Genomic DNA, 17,720 nt, shown 5'->3' on the forward strand with positions numbered 1-17,720 from the left:
CATATAGTCTATGTTCACACTGCAAAATGGTTATCATTCTATTCAAAAATCTATGCGTTTTTTTTCAAAATATGTGTTCTGGTCGTACAAAGATTGCCCAGATCTTTGTCCTTCTTTTCGCCATTAATTTATAAAAATAAATTGGTTTATTCATTTAGATATTCTTTTGGTAAAATAGAAAGAAAGAAAAATAAATACTGAGTTCTCCCTTTCAAGTGAAACAGGCTAACTGCCACTATTTTTAAAGTAAATGCCAAATAAATTTGTGTTGTTACCTTTACCGGAGATAACAGAAAAAGCAGATAAAGAAAAGGAAGCTTTCTAATCAGAGTAACTGCAACAAAAGGAGAGATTGGATGACTGAATCAAAAAAAATGCTTGGTGAAGAAAGAAGGGCTTATATTCTTACTTTACTAAAAGAGAAAAATCGACCTTATACCGGCAGTGAACTTTCAAAATTGACAAATGTTAGTAGACAAATAATTGTTGGAGATATTACACTGCTAAAGGCGAAAAATGAACCAATTTTGGCAACTAGTCAAGGCTATTTATATTTACAAGAATCAAAACCGATGCTCTACGAAAGAATTATTGCGTGTAATCATCCACCAGAAAAAACGGAGGAAGAGTTAAATATCCTTGTTGATAATGGAGTAACTGTTAAGGATGTCACAATTGAACATCCAGTATACGGCGATTTGACGGCTTCCATCCTCGTCTCTAATCGAAAAGAAGTGAAACAATTTATGAAGAAAATTAAGCATACAAATGCTGCTTATTTATCTGAATTAACGGCAGGTATTCATCTGCATACCATTACCGCACCATCCCTTGATACATTACTAGAGGCAGAAGAAGCTTTACGAAAAGCAGATTTTTTAATGGAAGAAGAAGCTTAACGTAAATGACAAAAAATCACTAAGACTTTAATCGTCATTAGTGATTTTTTGTCATTCTTCGTATAGTGGTTCTATCTATTCCGTCATGTAATAAGGATAACTCCCCAGTATCTTTACTTCACAGCCTATTGCCTCTAATTCTGCAATAGCACCTGGTATTAATACATCATCCATTTTTCTATCTAAGTCAATAAGAAAGAAATAATTCCCTAATCCAGTTTTTGTTGGCCTTGATTCAATTTTCACTAAGTTTAGTTTTCTCCATGCAAAGGCAGACAATACTTGATGGAGAGCACCAGAACGATCGGCAGGCAAAGTGACCATAAGACTTGTTTTATGACCAACCAGTTGACTTGTTGTTGCTGAATAATGTACAGGATTTTTCGATAAAATGAGAAAACGAGTATGATTATTCATTGAATCATGAATATTATGTTTTACAATCTTCAGACCATATTCTTCAGCTGTTAGCAAATTGCCAATAGCAGCCCCGTTGATATGCGGATTTTCTTTAACAAACTGTGCTGCTGCTGCTGTTGACGTCATATACTCACAAGCAATCCCGTTTAATTCTGTATGTAGAAACTTATGGCATTGAGCAATTGCATGGGAATGACTATAGACTACTTCAATTTCTCTCCATGTGTCTTCCCGGAATGGATGAACCATTATATGTTGTTTTATCGGAACCGTCACTTCCCCATGAATAGGTAAAAATACTTCATGTATTAAATAATCTAATGTAATGTTGACCGATCCTTCTAATGTGTTCTCAACCGGAACTAAAGCAACATCCACTTTATCTTCCATCACAGCATCGAGGCAATTGGGAATGGTTAGAAAAGGAATGGATTCCACCCCAGGAAATTGCTGATTTACCGCCATATTTGTAAATGTTGCTTTTGGACCTAAGTAGCCTACTTTCACTTCTTTCTCCTCCAAAAAAATTATTTATTCTGAATTTAATCTTTATAAAAAGAAGATTGACTGAAAAAGTCATCTTCCTAATAAACAACAGGGTCTCCTTATAAATAAATGCCTTTTTATGCGCCCGTACTCAAAACGTCCACTTTCTCCACAAATTCAAGCATACGCAATCGCTCTAACAACATATCAATGGATATTTCCATTTCTGCGGTATTTAACGACAGTGTTACATTGGCTCTTCCTTGCAGCGGAATCGTTTGATGGATTGTCAGTACATTGCATCCAGCAGAAGCAACAACACTTAGCAATTTAGACAAGGTACCCGATCGGTCTTCAATATAAAAGAATAACGTAATCAATCTTTCTTTCACTATTGTGTGGAAAGGAAAGATTGTATCACGATATTTATAAAACGCACTTCGGCTTAGGTCTACCTTTTTTACTGCCTCATGGACAGATTCTGCTTTTCCTCTTTCTAAGAGCTCTTTAGCATCTAGGGTTTTGCGCATTGCCTCTGACAGTACATCTTCTCTTACAATAAAAAATTTATGATCTATTTTACTTTGTTTCATCTGCTCACCCCTATAAGGTATAACGGATACTTAATATGTATGATAGAAATAACTCTGGTTTATAAGAACTAGACATTTCGATTTAGTCATTCTATTCCGTATGAGAAACTGCCCTCTCGTATTATTTATTTTTACGAGAGGGAAGATCTTTCATCTTTTTTAAACCATGTTTTCTTAGTCAATGAATTCAAATTCATATTCCATTAACTTTACAGTATCTCCATCTTTAGCGCCACGCTGACGTAATGCTTCATCGATGCCCATGCCGCGCATTTGACGAGAGAATCTGCGAACAGACTCATCACGAGAGAAATCTGTCATCTTAAATAGCTTTTCAATACCTTCACCTGAAAGAACAAAGCTACCATCAGGATCTCTTGTAATATAGAATTGACGCTCATCTACTTCATGTTTATAAACAACGCGGTGAATACCTGCTTCCTCTTCTACTTCCTCTAATGGGAACTCAGGAGTATTCTCTAATTTATCCGCAATTGCAAAAAGAAGTTCACGCAGACCTGATCTAGTTAAAGCGGACACTGGAAAAATTGGATAGTCTTCCTCTAATTTTTCTTTAAATACTTTAAGGTTTTCTTCTGCATCTGGCATGTCCATTTTATTAGCAACAATAATTTGTGGTCTTTCTAATAAGCGCATATTGTATTCCTGAAGCTCGTTATTAATCGTAACATAGTCCTCATATGGGTCTCTGCCTTCAATAGCAGCCATATCAATCACATGGACAATAACTCTTGTACGTTCAATGTGACGAAGAAACTGATGACCTAATCCGATACCCGAATGAGCTCCTTCAATTAACCCCGGCAAATCCGCCATAACAAAACTTCTATTATCTTCTGTTTCCACCATTCCTAAATTAGGAGCGATTGTTGTAAAATGATAGTCAGCTATTTTTGGTTTGGCAGCAGATACAACAGACAGCAATGTAGATTTACCAACACTTGGGAATCCAACTAAACCAACATCTGCTAATACCTTTAACTCCAGAGTAACATCTCTTTCCTGACCTGGTTCCCCATTTTCCGATAATTCTGGGGCAGGGTTAGATGGACTTGCAAAACGAGAATTTCCTCTTCCTCCACGACCGCCACGTGCAATTACTGCTTGTTGGCCATGTTCAGTTAAATCCGCAATAACTTCTTTTGTATTCGCATCTGCAACGATTGTACCAGGCGGAACCTTGACAATCATATCTTTGGCATTGCGACCATGCTGATTTTTTGACATTCCATGCTCTCCGCGAGGTGCTTTGAAATGACGTTGATATCGGAAATCCATTAAAGTACGCAGACCTTCTTCTACTTGGAATATTACATCTGCACCTTTTCCACCATCGCCACCAGCTGGGCCACCTTTTGGAACAAACTTTTCTCGGCGAAAGGCTACCATACCATTTCCGCCATCTCCGCCCTTCACATAAATCTTAACCTGATCCACAAACATAAATTTATTTCCTCCTATTAAGAAAAACATAAGCAGCTTACTTGTCTAATAGTGAACAAGGACTAATCCTTATGAAAGGAGGGTTGCTCTCCTCACTAGAAGGACTAATTATTTTATTCCTACAAACATTTGCAGCTATTTTTTCTAAAAATCACAATTTTCTTTTATGCTATTGCAAACAAGTCCTTCTTATTATTTACCTGTTTGCTCTCTATCCATCCAAACTTCAAATAGGAGTTCTTCTTTTCTCATTTCAATATTTTCCAATTTCAAATGAGAAAAAGGTTGATGAAGAAATTGAAACATAGATTCACTATCTAGCAGCTCTCCGTTAAAATCAACATACAAACGAAATCCTTCTACCATGGAATGAATGGAGATGTATAAATGATTATCTGCAAAGGGTTTGCTATATTGATTTAACGTCTGGAAAAATAAGGTTGTCCATTTGGCAAGTATTTCATCTTCTGTCCCTTGACATTTTTCTTCGGCCAACACTTCATATTCCAATCGAAAATAATAATTTTCCCAGTTTGCGATTAATAATTTTGTAGCAAATTGTGGAATATCTAGATTTGATAACTTAGCTTCTTGTTTTGTCTCTGTAATAATATCATTAATAATTTCTTTCACTCGATCCGGTTTATTTAAATCCAAATTCCCTTTTATCAATTGAATTTTATTTAGCCAATCATGACGAACATGTCTTAAAAACTCTATCGTATTCCAGTCTTTATTCATTCTTGTACTCCTACAAAGGTTATTAAGTCTTAGAAGACTGCTTGAAGTAAGTATAACAAAAAATGAACCATCTATGAACAAAAACGATAACTCCATCATGTTAGCCATTCAATTATATCCACTTGAACTTTAGGTTTTTACTACTGGAAAATATGAATTAAAAAATACCCGTTTTCTAAAAGTTCTATCCAATTTATGCACCAAGTTATTTTGGATTGATTCGATCAAGAAATGTTGAAAGCGAAGTATATGAAGACTGTGGTAACAACAAACTATATACATAAGAGGCAACCTTCTTGATTGCATACAAAAAAGCAATTGATTTCTCTCTATTTTTCAACACTTAGACAAAAAGCCCCTCCTGCTTTTTGTCTAAGTGTTGAAATCATCCTTCACCTATCTGATCACAACATATATTCTTAATCAAAAAAATCTATCCCTTAACAAACAGATAGGCTGACCCTAAACGAGCCAGCCTATCTGAACATTATCTTATGCTTCTTGTGCTACTGGGTATACGCTAACTTGTTTGCGATCACGACCAAGACGCTCAAATTTAACGATTCCGTCAACTTTTGCGAATAGTGTATCATCGCCACCACGACCAACGTTTACTCCTGGATAGATTTTTGTACCGCGTTGACGGTAAAGAATGCTTCCACCAGTTACTAATTGACCATCTGCACGTTTAGCTCCTAAACGTTTAGAAATGGAGTCACGTCCGTTTTTAGTAGAACCTACCCCTTTTTTAGATGCAAAAAACTGAAGATCTAATCTTAACATTTCGTTCCACCTCCTATTTAATTATAAGTGATAGTTACGTATTTTCCATAGTCTCGTTCAATTGTTTCTAAAGAAACAATCATTCCCTCTAATAGAAGTTGAATTTTATCTCTTGTCTCAGCCGGAATATTTCCAGGAACCGTACAAGAAATAAACCCTCCATCCTTTCCTTGCTTTATAATGGGTGTAATACCAGTAAGAGAAATAACGGCATTAATGCTTCCAAAAGAAACAGCTGATACTCCTGCACACACGATATCATCCCCACTATTCGCAAAAAGAGCATGACCACTTATCGTAAAGGAATGAATGAGACCATCATTCGATTTGTTAATCGTAATTTCGATCATACAAATTCAACCTTATGCGTTGATCTTTTCGATAACGACTTTAGTGTAAGGTTGACGATGACCTTGTTTTTTATGATAATTTTTCTTCGCTTTGTATTTGAAAACGATGATTTTCTTTTGACGGCCTTGTTTTTCAACTTTAGCTGTAACAGTAGCTCCTTCAACAACTGGACTTCCTACTTTTACATTTTCTCCGCCAACGAAAAGAACTTTATCAAAAGTAACAGTGTCACCAGCTTCACCGTTTAATTTCTCGATGTAGATAGCTTGACCTTCTTCAACTTTGATTTGTTTTCCGCCTGTTTCAATAATTGCGTACATTAAACTGCACCTCCTTAATAGACTAAGACTCGCCAATGACAGGCGTTTTGCGAAGCAAAAGCTTAATTACCTGCTATGTGCGGTTGTAGAGCACGGGTGCTACAAACAACATTAAAATACTAACATGTTTAAAAGATACTGTCAATCATATTATCTATTATTAGCTTTATGGTGAATCATTTAACCATTCGAATAAAATAATCCGGCTTTGGAAATTCAGCTATTTCCATTTTAATCATAAAGCCTAATACTTCCTCTAATCGTTTTTTATGTTTATTTCCTACTCCCGTAAATAGAGTATGGACATCTTGTGATACGATAACTTCCACAAGTTCGATATCCATATGGCGATATTCCCATAACTCTCTTTCTAATTGAAAGGCCATACTACTTGCGCTATTCACTAAGCCTGTGCCTTCGCAAATCACACACTTACTTTGCAGTGTTTCGGATAAGGATTTCATCGTTTTCTTTCGGGTGAGCTGCAATATTCCTAGTGTAGTAAATCCAATTACTTTCGATTGTCTATTATCTGATTGCAATTCCTTCTCCAGGATATCCAGCACTTTCTTTTCTTCCTCGCTCTTCATATCAATAAAATCAATTAATATAATGCCAGAAAGGTCTCTTAATTTAATTTGCCTTGCAGCTTCCTTTGCAGCAAGTATATTTGTTTGAAAGACCGTTTGCTCTAACTGATGTTTCCCTTCATATTTACCTGTATTTACGTCAATAATAGTCGCCGCCTCAGCCTGATCGACTATCAAATAGCTGCCATTTGTTAGCCAAACAACTCTTTTCAAAGCTTTATCTATTTCCCTTTCGACATGGTAATAAGAAAATAAATTTTCATTTCCTCGATGAAACGAAACAGTTAAATGGGGGTACATCGCTTGCCATTTTTTCTGCTCTTCAAGACTATCCACAATGACTTCTCCCTCTTTCATTTGTTTAAAGAGAACATTCAACTGTTTAGTAAATTCATCATTTTCATAGACAAGCATTATTTTCTTTTGGCTAGCTTTTTGTTCCAATCTCTTATATTCCTGCCGTAATGCTTCGAGCTCTTCCTTTACTGTTTCTTCCGAACAATTAGCTGCAGATGTGCGAAAGATTAAGCCTTCTTTGTCTGTTTTTATACGACTCCCTATGCTTCTTAACTCTTTTTGCACAGTATGAGAATGAATTTTTTTGGATACCGCTACATATCGCCCATAAGGCATATACACTAAATGCTCTCCGTTAATCTCAATTATCCCCGTTATTTTAGCACCTTTTGGCCCAGCAGCATCTTTTATTACTTGAACTAATACTCGTTCTCCTTGTTTTATATAAGAGGAGACACTTTTCTTTTTTTTCTCCTCTAAAGTTCCATCACTCCGCACAAATGAAGCCATTTTCTCTCTCGGCAAATAGGCTCCTTTGCCTTCCCCAATTTCTACAAATGCAGCGTTCATTCCTGGGATCACCTTTGTCACTTGTCCTAAATAAATATTTCCAACAGTTGTTTTATATTGCGGCTGCTGGACATATATTTTTTCTACTTTCCCATCTTTTAGATAAGCAAATCTATTTTCTCTTGTTTTTATATTAATGATTACTTGATTCAACATCATACATCCTCTTTTTCTGGTTATCCTTTTATTGTAGCTTAGATGAAATGTTTTAGTAAACTTAAGGACCTATTTATTGGACAAATTTCAAGTAAACTCTAACTAAAGAGATCTCATCAGTAATCACCGTTTTAACTATGTATATCTTATAAGACGCATAGTATTTCTTTTATTTTTGCCGTTACGTTCTTTTCTTTAAAATAAACATGTAATAGCTCATTCTCATCCAAAATCGTGTTTTCTTTCCGCTTGGACCTTACAATAATCGGATGTTTGCATCCTCGATGAAATCGCTCTAACACATCCAATAAAGAATCGTCTTCTTGGACTTCTAGAGGAAGTAACTTTCTTAATTCAGTCGATTTCCCATAATATCGTTCCAGTAAAAATCGCATAAACAGAAACCTTCTTTGTTTCCATTCAAAATAAATAGAAAAAACTAAAAAACTAATAATAATCCATGCATTTACATTCTTCGGCATCATAATAAGAACCATTAACAGAAAGATTAAGGTTCCAACAATGGAAAAATAAAGCGTATATTTATGAGATTTGGGAAAGGAATTTTTCAAGGAAAATAAAAGAAACATCAATTTGCCACCGTCCAATGGCCAAATTGGTAGCAAATTAAAGAAAAGGATCATGAAATTATATTGAATAAAGGTATGATACAAGGATTCTGTGAAAATCCCCCACTGCCATAAAAGAAACCCTAATCCAACCAGCCAAATATGCTGTATAGGTCCAGATATTATAACGATTGCCTCTTCTCGCAAAGGACGATTTCCGTGTTCATCCATTTCCGCCACTCCGCCAAATGGTAATAAAGATATTTTCTTTATTCTCCACGAAAAAAATGCGGCAGCAAACGCATGACCTAATTCATGAATAAAAATAATCATAAACAATAAGCATAATTCATAAAAATGGGCAGTCATTACCCCGATAGCAATGACAACCCATAATAGTGGATGAATATGAAGGTACTTAAAAACGCTAAGAAACCTATTCAATTTCAATCACCTGTAAAGGATCGATAAAATCATCATTTTGCTTAATCGCAAAAAAGAATAAACCTAATGTTTCATCTCCTTCATATCTTGAAGCGTTTCCAACTTTTGTTCCTTTTTTAATATTTTCATATAACTTTACATCCACTTCTTCTAAGTTGCCATACCATGATTCACTCTGATCACTATGCTTAATAACGACAGTTTTTCCAAAGCCTTCTTTCTCGCCAATAAAGGTAATTTGTCCTTCATTAAAGGATTGTACCGTTGTATCTACTCCGGTTTCTATCGCAATTCTTTGCCCGTTTTTCTGAAATTCTTCTAATACCTTACCAGAAGCAGATAAAGCATATTGTTGCAATTGTTCTGTATCTTGTTCTTTTCCTTTTTGTTCCGGTAAAAAAGCTAATGGTTTACCGAATTTCTCTTCATACCAATCTGTAACAACCATAAAATTAAATTCTGTCGACATTGCTTGTCTAATCGCATTTTCGACTTTTGCTATTTTTGTGGATGGATGGTCTACTATGATGGCAACAGCAAGAAAAAGAATAGCTGCTCCTAAAATTTTCAACATAAATAAATCTTTTCGAAATAAAGGGTGAATTTTAGGAGGGTAATTTTCCTCTTTTGATGAAAACGTATAATCGAAGTTGTCCTCTTCATCAGACCAAAGCACTCGGTTATCAATATTTTTTTCTATTCTCGCCCGTTCTTTTCTTCTTCTCTCGATTTTTTTTCTAACCTCATCATTTCTTGACCCCATATACTCCTCTCCCCTAACATACTTGTCCTCTTTACCCTATATTTATGTTAGGGAGCTATAAGTTATGCCACTAATAAAAGAATGGTAGAGATATAAAAAAACTGTAAAGAAATAAATTGATTACGCATGAATCAATTTACTCTTTACAGGGCCAGCTATTACGATTATCTCCTATCAGCAGATAGAAGTTTCGTTCATATTTTAAAACAGTTTCGCAACCGACTTATTTATACAAGTATATAAATTTACAATCGTTGTATTTATCTAGCACCAAAGAATGTCTTAATTTTTGCAAACACGCCTTTTGATTCTTCTTCTAACTGCTGCAAAGGAACCGTTTCGCCTAAAATTCTTCTTGCAATATTTCGGTAAGCAATCGCAGATTTACTATTGGGGTTTAAAGCAATCGGCTCCCCGTTGTTAGAAGCTCTTATAACCGCATCATCATCTGCTACAATTCCCAATAAATCAATGGATAGATGGCTAGTTACTTCATCAATATCTAACATATCGCCATTTTTCACCATATGATTTCTAATTCTATTGATAACAAGCATAGGAGGTTCCATCTGCTCTTCTTTTTCCAATAACCCAATTACTCTATCTGCATCTCTAACAGAAGATATTTCAGGAGTCGTAACAACAATGGCTTTATCCGCTCCAGCCACTGCATTTTGATATCCCTGTTCAATTCCTGCAGGACAATCAATGATGATATAATCATAATCTTGCTTTAAGCGAAGAACCAATTCTCTCATTTGATTTGGTCGTACAGCCGTTTTATCACTCGTTTGCGCAGCAGGTAATAAATATAATAGATCATCAAATCGTTTATCTTTCACAAGCGCTTGATGAATTTTACATCTTTCCTCCACCACATCTACTAAATCATAAATGATACGATTTTCTAATCCCATCACGACATCAAGATTTCGCAAGCCAATATCTGTATCTATTAAACAAACTTTTTTTCCTTGTAACGCAAGTGCTGTTCCGATGTTTGCAGAAGTGGTCGTTTTTCCAACTCCACCTTTTCCTGATGTTATAACAATTGCCTCTCCCATCTTAATATCCTCCTTCCAATTTCAGCAAATTAGGTCTTAAATGTGGTAATACTTGTAATCTATCAATCTTAATGACACTGTCATTCACATATGCACATTCCATTTCTCTTGTTTTTTCAGATGAGGTATTTCCAAGCTCTCTCTCAATAAAACGACTAATTCGAATTTGTGTCGGTTTCATAACGGACGCAGCAATGACCGCGTCATCCTTCCCATTATATCCAGCATGAGCTATTCCTTTTAACTGTCCCATAATATAGATGTTGCCGCCGGCGATTACTTTTCCACCTGGATTCACATCACCTATTAATAATAAATCACCGGGGACCTCTAAAACTTGACCAGAGCGCACAATACTGGTTATCGATTTCAATTCATTTTGTTTTAGCCAGTTCTCCGCTTCTTTCTTTGTCACTAAATTACTATTAATCGCTTGAACAGTTAAATTTTGTTTTTCCTGAATGAGATGAATAATGGTTTCTTTTTGTTCATCTGTTACATATCTATTTCCAAGCTCTACTGTCACTTTTATGTCTCGATTTTCATTATGTAGACTGGAGCTCTCATTCAATTTATACTGTAATTCCTTTAGTAGATCCTCGTAAGAACAATTATCATATAGATGCAAACCCAGCCCATTTTTTGTTCCTTTAATTGTTACTAGTTGCCTTTTTTTCATTTCAAGTTGTTCACCTCTGTAAGAAAAGCGTAAGCGTCTCTATATCCTGCTTGGACATAAAGACATAATACATCTATTTCATCCACCATACTAATAGTCTATCGTTCCTTAGATATAAGACGCAAATGCTCGGATATCGTTATACTTATAAATCTCACTTTGCATAAAAAAGCGCAAACATCCTTATCAAATAAAGAAGAGCTATCGATTCTAAACAAGTATCATGCTGTCTATTAGATGATACAAGTCTCCTAATCGATCCAACAATTTAATTTGATAGATGGTTGGCACTTTAACTTAAAGCATTTACTGCTTTGCATAAATGCTGTTTCCACATGCAAAAATAATGTTTTACTTCTCCGTTCACTTTTTAAATAAGTGTCTTTCACCAACACTATGATATAAGAGTAAGGACTTTAGACCTTTATTTCTAATTCCTTTTTATATCATTCGACAAACGCTTTTAAAATTCCTTTTCGAGCTAAATATATTTCTTCTCAAAAAGAACAAAAGACAAATAGTCACTAATCAAATAAATTTCAGATTGTTGACAACTTAATGTCCAACCTGAAATTTATTATCATGCATTCTAACTATATCATTCTTTTAACTCTGCTGCATACTTCTCAAATAATCGTTTATAAGGATAAGCGACAATGATGATAAAAATAAGATTTAATCCTAAAGACGGTAGAAGTCGTAAATGTAGGAAACTCGCAAAATCAATCGTTGTCAAATTTATCACTTTTATCATTTGATACACAATCATTTCCAGTGCCGAAACAGCGAGTAAATTCATCACAGATACAACAACAATATTACTATGAAAAATTTTCATCAATTTATTAAAAATATAAATGATAAAAGGAAAAGTAAAAAAGTAGATACCTAAAATTTCTGTATAAACAATATCAAAAAGTAGTCCAAAAACAAAGCCATATATGACACCAACATTTCTATTTCCATAAACAGAAAAGAAAAGGATAGTAATGAGCAAAAAGTACGGGACAAAAATCCAGTTTTTCCCAAAAGGATCTGTAGGGAGCAACTCAAGAAATACACTCTCCAAAATAAACATAAAGGAAATTAAACAGCCAATTAAAACTTTTCTCATTGTTCTTCCTCTTTAGGAGATAACGCTGCCCTGTCTACCACCATTACATGCTCAATATCATAGAAGTCCGCTGCCGGCTTAATGTATACTTTCTTCTGCAGTCCATTTTCATCTGGCTCTACTTTATCTACTGTACCAATAGCTAATCCCTTCGGAAAGACTCCACCCATACCTGAGGTTGTAACAAGCTGACCTTTTTTCACTTTCAACCCATTAGGAACTTCTTCCCAAGTCATAATTAATTGCTTTGTTTCTTTATCATAATCAGCAATAATCCCAAAAACTTCGGATTTTTCTTTCTTCTTTTTACCATCATCTTTTGACTGAATAAAAGCAGAAATTCGATTAGCTGGATCTTCAGAACTAAGCAGCTGCACAGTCGCAGTATTAGGTGCTACTGACTTTATTTTTCCTATTAACCCAGCAGAAGTTATAACCGCCATATTTTTCTCTACGCCGTCATTATCTCCCCGATTAATGGTAACTAGTTCTGTCCATTGAGAAGGATTTCTCCGAATTACCGTTGCTTTCATAAGTGTGTAGTCACTTAATGACTCTTTTTCTTCCAATGTTTCCTGTAATGCCTGTACATCTTTTTTGAGACCTTGAACCTGATATTTAAGCTGAGCATTTTCCTCTAGCTTTGCCTTTAATTCTTTATTCTCTTTATATGTATCTTGCAAGGATTGGACATTATCAACAAAACCCACCACATAATGGGCAGGTCTAGATACAAGGGTTTGAACCCAGCCGGTAGTATCCTTTACGAATTGTTCCGGCCAGGTTAATTTGTTTCGATTACTCAATGAAAACCCTATTAATGCCACGAGAATAATGATGCTAACAAGCAATATAATCAAGCGTTTATTCATAAAAAACTGTGGCATGCTTCTACACCTCTACTAAAATTATCGTGAATCTTTTGCTTTATTTTTGAATAAATGAATATGGTCTAAAGCTTTACCAGTTCCGATAGCTACACAATCCAATGGATCTTCTGCTATCACAACAGGCATTTTTGTTTCTTCACTGATAACTTTATCAAGATTACGAAGCAATGCTCCACCACCTGTTAGAACTATACCACGATCCATAATATCTGCAGCTAATTCTGGAGGCGTTTTTTCTAACGTTACTTTGACTGCATCAACAATTGCAGCAACTGTATCTTTTAACGCTTTCGAAATTTCATCTGCAGTAATTTTAATTGTTTTTGGAAGACCTGTTAATAAGTCTCTTCCGCGAATATCCATGTTTTCAATTTGATCTGGGTTTCCAGCACTGCCAATTTCCACTTTAATGCTTTCAGAAGTTCTTTCCCCAATCATCAAATTATACGTTTTACGAATATAGTTAACGATTGCGTCATCCATTTCATCACCAGCAATGCGAATGGATTGACTAGTAACAATACCACCAAGGGAAATAATAGCTACCTCTGTTGTACCACCACCTATATCAACAACCATACTACCAGTTGGCTCCCACACTGGAAGATTAGCACCAATAGCAGCAGCAAAAGGCTCTTCAATCGTATAGGCATCTCTTGCACCAGCTTGACGTGTTGCATCAATTACAGCTCTTTCTTCTACAGCTGTAATGCCTGATGGTACACAAACCATTACATACGGTTTGCCAGAAAAATAGCCCTTATTCTTTGTTGCTTGTTTAATGTAATATTTCATCATCGTTGCTGTTGTTTCATAATCTGCAATTACACCATCCTTCATAGGACGTAGTGCAACAACATTTCCTGGTGTTCTACCAATCATATTCTTTGCATCGTTACCAACCGCTACAATGCTCTTTGTATCGGTTTGTAGTGCAACAACTGACGGTTCTCTTAGTACAATTCCTTTACCTTTTACATAAACTAGCGTATTTGCTGTTCCTAAATCAATTCCAAGATCTCTTGTTCCAAAACCTAACATAAATGTATCTCCCTTTCTGAAACTAATGCAATATTATAAAGTAGGTAGATGTTCTCCTCTTTGTAATTTCCTTTAAATGTTACTTATCTATATTTTGTCATGTTTAGACATAAATAGCCAAAAAATCATAAATTATATTATAGCTTATATCTACAAAAAAGAACAGTATCATACATACCCTTTTTCTTTTAAGCTGATAAATTTATTTTCCCCAATTATGATATGATCTAGCAGATCAATACCAATTATTTTTCCACATTCCACTAATCTTTTTGTCACTTCAATATCCTCTCTGCTTGGGGATGGATCGCCTGATGGATGATTGTGAAGACAAATGATAGAAGCTGCAGATCTTCTAAATGCTTCTTTATATACTTCTCTAGGGTGGACGATACTAGCATTTAAACTACCAATAAAAATGACTTGCTTATGCATGACTTGATTCTTAGTGTTTAAATATAGACAGACGAAATGCTCCTGAGTTAGAAATCTCATTTCATTCATCATATATTTGGCAGCATCCTCTGGTGATCGAATACAATATCGATCGGTAAATTCTAAATTGGAAACACGTCTCCCTAATTCAATTGCTGCCATCAATTGAATCGCTTTTGCCGTTCCAATTCCTTTCATTTCTTTTAACTCATCAAGACTTGCATCCTTCAATAAGCGAAGTCCATCAAAATGGACTAAAAGTTTGTTCGCTAATGTTAATACAGATTCATTTTTGGAACCTGTTTGAATCAAGATAGCAAGCAGTTCATGATTTGCTAAACTTTTTGGTCCCTGTTTCATAAAACGTTCTCTTGGTCGTTCATCATTTGGAAAATCTCTTATTAATAGTGAATCCATTCTTTCTTAGTTCCTCCCTATCATTTGATTTTGGGAAGAAAAGAATAAGGGACCTTTGAATTATTTAGGCATATTGAAGCCTTTCGCTTTCAACTCGCGTACCGTTCGAGAAATCGGAAGACCGACTACGGTGAAATAATCTCCTTTAATTTCTTTCACGAGCGTTCTGCCTACTCCTTGAATTCCATACGCACCTGCTTTATCAAATGGTTCCCCGGTGTCTAAATAATCGTGTATTTCTTCATCTGTTAATTCCCAAAATAACACGTCTGTTTTTTCATAAAATGTGGAACATATTCCATTTGCCATAATGGCGACACCAGTGTAGACAGAATGCGTTTTGCCAGAAAGTTCTCTTAACATACGAAACGCTTCCCCATGCGAAGCAGGCTTGCCTAATATCGCACCATTAAGATATACTATCGTATCAGCACCTAGTATATATGGATACTGTTCATCAGCATAAATTGCTTCAACTTTTCGTCTCGCTAATTCCATGACAATTTCATTAGGAGAAAGAGAAGGATCGAAACTTTCATCTACATTACTACTGGATATTACAAATGGTATTTGGAGTTCTTCAAGGAGCTCTTTTCGTCGAGGAGAAGAAGAGGCCAATATGAGGGTTTGCTTTAACATGATTACACCTACCTACTATTTCAAATTGTGAGATACAGATTAATCCTATCAAAGAATTCGCCGATATACAATTTTGAAACGAAAAATTTTATATAATAGTAAATAAAATGTAATATGACGAAATTTGTAGAAATATTTATACAATTAATACAAAAGATATTTTTGCCTATTTAGTTGTATTGCGGCAGATAATCTATACTCTAGTCAATCGTTCGAAGCTGTATAGATGGGGTACCATTCCCCCATCAACTTCCTTTGCAAAAAAGAAAAGGAGCCACCGTTTAATAAACAGTGCGCTCCCCTAATCCATTATAATGAGACATATACAGCTAAATAGTCTAGCAATTTCTGGTGAACTTCCGCTATTTCGTTCTCGCTACTCTTTTCCTTTAATTTTATGGTAAGCTCACCACCTTCTAAAAGATAGGCTGCCATTTTTTTTACTTTTTCATTAGTAAACTTGGCTGTTTTTTTCTCGTCGACTAGAGAGAGTGCCTTCTCTAGCTTATTTTTATCCTCCGTTGCAATAGATTGATCAAATTGAACACTTGTTACCATTTGCAGAATGGCAGAATAGATAGCGGACGATCCTTCAATAATCTCCTTCTCTTCTTTCGAGACATTTTTCACTTCATTGCCACTAAACACCATCTCTTTTGCGTAAGTATCTTTTACTTGTTTCTGCCATGCTTTCGCATTCTCCAAATTACTCACAACACCAACAAGAAGAAACTGCTGCTTATCTATCGGAAGAATTTGACTCTTCTTCCCTGCATCTGTTAGCTTCTGCTGCTCGCTTTTCGCACGCTCTACATTAGAGAAAACTCCCTTTTGAAGGACATATGTAGTAATATCCGGTTTGGTAGCACTTTCTGTTGTCGATACAGCTTGTCCACTTTTAGGTTTATCGGAAGAATCATTGGCCAAAGCTGCTATTTTTCCATTTGTAGTGTTGCTTTGATCATTGCTTACCATGTTTAATAAAATAAATCCAAAGCTAGTGCCTAAGATGACAGCAAAAAATACAGCAAAGAAAATAGAAGCAATTACTTCCTTTGGCAACCGCTTTTTCTTTCCCTCTTTCTCTTTTTTGCCTTTTGTGAATGGTTGCTTGTCCTTTTTATTTACAGACGATTGAAAGCTAAATATACTTTTTTCTTTATTTTTTGCTGGAATTTCCTCTGATGCGGGCAAAATCCAATCAAAGCTTTCCTCAAATTCAGCTTCTTGTCCAGCCGCAGACTCTTCTTTAAAAATATCCTGTTCTTTTCCTTCGCTATTTTGATCCTTATAAAAAACAGAAGGTTCACTCCGCTCCACCATGTCGTCATTGTCCTTATTTTGGAATGGACGGTCATTTCCGTTGATCTTAATCGTTATCGTTTTGCGATTCTCCGGTTTTTCATTCACTCGTCCTACCCCCATTTCCATTTATTTCGTTAATCCTATCATACAAGCAAAAAAAAATAACAAGACTTTTGTCGTCTTGTTATAGAATGATTTCGTCAAATTCAGTTGTTGTTAGACACAATCTGACTTGGAGAAAGATCGTTATATTGTATAGCTTGGTCTACTCCCTCTTCTTCTGTACAAAGCTTCCGATTTTCCCCTTTTAAACAAACAGCAATCGCTATGTTATTTTGAATGGTTACATAGCTTTTATCTGATGGAACTAACTCTCGATCTGTATCTGGATCATGAAACGTGCCCATATACCCACTTTCAACAAGTTCAAAGTAAGTGATTCTTTCCTTTGCATCTGCTCCACTAGTTGTCGCTTCCTTAATATAAAAATCAGTAGCTTCCTTCATATTCCATGCGTTTGCAATAAAAGCTCGATCGCGCATATCTCCTATTACTTTTAAGACAGAGGGAATCGCTATTGCAGCTATTATTCCAAGTATGACAATCACAGCAAGCAATTCCATCAAGGTTAATCCCTTATTATTTAGTCTAGTTTTTAGCATCGCTAGACCCACCTTCTTTTTTCAGTTC

General features: G+C 35.4%; 20 protein-coding genes and 1 other annotated feature. Of the genes, 1 reads left to right on the top strand and 19 read right to left on the bottom strand.

Going from position 1 to position 17,720, the window contains the following annotated elements:
• The first annotated feature begins 356 nt into the window (after positions 1–356).
• Positions 357–899 carry a transcription repressor NadR gene (locus NST77_RS12910; protein WP_047943611.1) on the top strand — a complete coding sequence of 181 codons (543 nt, stop codon included), beginning with the start codon at positions 357–359 and terminating at the stop codon, positions 897–899.
• Positions 900–974: 75 nt separating this feature from the next.
• Here the strand turns inward: NST77_RS12910 and pheA are convergent, their stop codons facing one another.
• The 19 genes from pheA to NST77_RS13005 form a co-directional block, all read right to left on the bottom strand.
• A complete protein-coding gene (gene pheA, locus NST77_RS12915; protein ID WP_095331605.1) occupies positions 975–1,826 on the bottom strand; it encodes a prephenate dehydratase in 852 nt (283 codons plus the stop codon).
• Between the two features lie 116 nt (positions 1,827–1,942).
• On the bottom strand, positions 1,943–2,398 hold the full coding sequence (locus tag NST77_RS12920; RefSeq protein ID WP_047943609.1) for an ACT domain-containing protein: 456 nt from the start codon (positions 2,396–2,398) through the stop codon (positions 1,943–1,945).
• A gap of 174 nt (positions 2,399–2,572) precedes the next feature.
• The gene (gene obgE / locus NST77_RS12925) at positions 2,573–3,862 is read right to left on the bottom strand and encodes a GTPase ObgE (RefSeq protein ID WP_047943608.1); all 1,290 of its coding nucleotides are present in this window, start codon (positions 3,860–3,862) and stop codon (positions 2,573–2,575) included.
• Positions 3,863–4,054: 192 nt separating this feature from the next.
• Positions 4,055–4,603, bottom strand: a complete 549-nt coding sequence (locus NST77_RS12930) for a Spo0B C-terminal domain-containing protein (protein ID WP_095331603.1) — start codon at positions 4,601–4,603, stop codon at positions 4,055–4,057.
• A 492-nt stretch (positions 4,604–5,095) separates the two neighbouring features.
• Complete coding sequence (rpmA, locus tag NST77_RS12935; protein ID WP_016201696.1) at positions 5,096–5,386, bottom strand: 50S ribosomal protein L27; 291 nt, start codon at positions 5,384–5,386, stop codon at positions 5,096–5,098.
• 17 nt (positions 5,387–5,403) lie between these two features.
• Positions 5,404–5,736: a ribosomal-processing cysteine protease Prp gene (locus NST77_RS12940; protein WP_095331601.1), complete on the bottom strand. Its 333-nt coding sequence runs from the start codon at positions 5,734–5,736 to the stop codon at positions 5,404–5,406.
• A gap of 12 nt (positions 5,737–5,748) precedes the next feature.
• The gene (gene rplU, locus NST77_RS12945) at positions 5,749–6,057 is read right to left on the bottom strand and encodes a 50S ribosomal protein L21 (protein WP_016201698.1); all 309 of its coding nucleotides are present in this window, start codon (positions 6,055–6,057) and stop codon (positions 5,749–5,751) included.
• 15 nt (positions 6,058–6,072) lie between these two features.
• Positions 6,073–6,152: a sequence feature (ribosomal protein L21 leader region), on the bottom strand.
• Positions 6,153–6,233: 81 nt separating this feature from the next.
• Positions 6,234–7,670 (bottom strand): Rne/Rng family ribonuclease, encoded by a 1,437-nt coding sequence (locus NST77_RS12950; RefSeq protein ID WP_235973185.1) that lies wholly within the window; start codon positions 7,668–7,670, stop codon positions 6,234–6,236.
• Positions 7,671–7,816: 146 nt separating this feature from the next.
• Positions 7,817–8,683 carry a M50 family metallopeptidase gene (locus NST77_RS12955; protein WP_095331599.1) on the bottom strand — a complete coding sequence of 289 codons (867 nt, stop codon included), beginning with the start codon at positions 8,681–8,683 and terminating at the stop codon, positions 7,817–7,819.
• The gene (locus NST77_RS12960) at positions 8,676–9,446 is read right to left on the bottom strand and encodes a M23 family metallopeptidase (RefSeq protein ID WP_095331597.1); all 771 of its coding nucleotides are present in this window, start codon (positions 9,444–9,446) and stop codon (positions 8,676–8,678) included. Before NST77_RS12960 ends, NST77_RS12955 begins: the two co-directional genes overlap by 8 nt.
• A 260-nt stretch (positions 9,447–9,706) precedes the next feature.
• Entirely contained in the window at positions 9,707–10,510 is an 804-nt protein-coding gene (minD, locus tag NST77_RS12965; RefSeq protein ID WP_095331595.1) for a septum site-determining protein MinD, read from the bottom strand.
• A gap of 1 nt (position 10,511) precedes the next feature.
• Positions 10,512–11,189 carry a septum site-determining protein MinC gene (minC, locus tag NST77_RS12970; RefSeq protein ID WP_095331593.1) on the bottom strand — a complete coding sequence of 226 codons (678 nt, stop codon included), beginning with the start codon at positions 11,187–11,189 and terminating at the stop codon, positions 10,512–10,514.
• A gap of 598 nt (positions 11,190–11,787) precedes the next feature.
• On the bottom strand, positions 11,788–12,303 hold the full coding sequence (mreD, locus tag NST77_RS12975; protein WP_095331591.1) for a rod shape-determining protein MreD: 516 nt from the start codon (positions 12,301–12,303) through the stop codon (positions 11,788–11,790).
• Positions 12,300–13,190: a rod shape-determining protein MreC gene (gene mreC / locus NST77_RS12980; protein ID WP_095331589.1), complete on the bottom strand. Its 891-nt coding sequence runs from the start codon at positions 13,188–13,190 to the stop codon at positions 12,300–12,302. The genes mreD and mreC overlap by 4 nt, the downstream gene beginning before the upstream one ends.
• Positions 13,191–13,211: 21 nt before the next feature.
• Positions 13,212–14,234 carry a rod shape-determining protein gene (locus NST77_RS12985; protein WP_047943598.1) on the bottom strand — a complete coding sequence of 341 codons (1,023 nt, stop codon included), beginning with the start codon at positions 14,232–14,234 and terminating at the stop codon, positions 13,212–13,214.
• 168 nt (positions 14,235–14,402) lie between these two features.
• The gene (radC, locus tag NST77_RS12990; protein ID WP_095331587.1) at positions 14,403–15,086 is read right to left on the bottom strand and encodes a RadC family protein; all 684 of its coding nucleotides are present in this window, start codon (positions 15,084–15,086) and stop codon (positions 14,403–14,405) included.
• 60 nt (positions 15,087–15,146) lie between these two features.
• Complete coding sequence (locus NST77_RS12995) at positions 15,147–15,725, bottom strand: Maf family protein (RefSeq protein ID WP_095331585.1); 579 nt, start codon at positions 15,723–15,725, stop codon at positions 15,147–15,149.
• 309 nt (positions 15,726–16,034) lie between these two features.
• On the bottom strand, positions 16,035–17,135 hold the full coding sequence (locus NST77_RS13000; protein WP_095331583.1) for an SPOR domain-containing protein: 1,101 nt from the start codon (positions 17,133–17,135) through the stop codon (positions 16,035–16,037).
• Positions 17,136–17,236: 101 nt separating this feature from the next.
• Positions 17,237–17,692 (bottom strand): prepilin-type N-terminal cleavage/methylation domain-containing protein, encoded by a 456-nt coding sequence (locus NST77_RS13005; RefSeq protein WP_095331581.1) that lies wholly within the window; start codon positions 17,690–17,692, stop codon positions 17,237–17,239.
• Positions 17,693–17,720 lie beyond the last annotated feature (28 nt).

This window comes from Niallia sp. FSL W8-0177 (assembly GCF_038006285.1).
GTDB classification, from domain to species: domain Bacteria; phylum Bacillota; class Bacilli; order Bacillales; family Cytobacillaceae; genus Niallia; species Niallia circulans_A.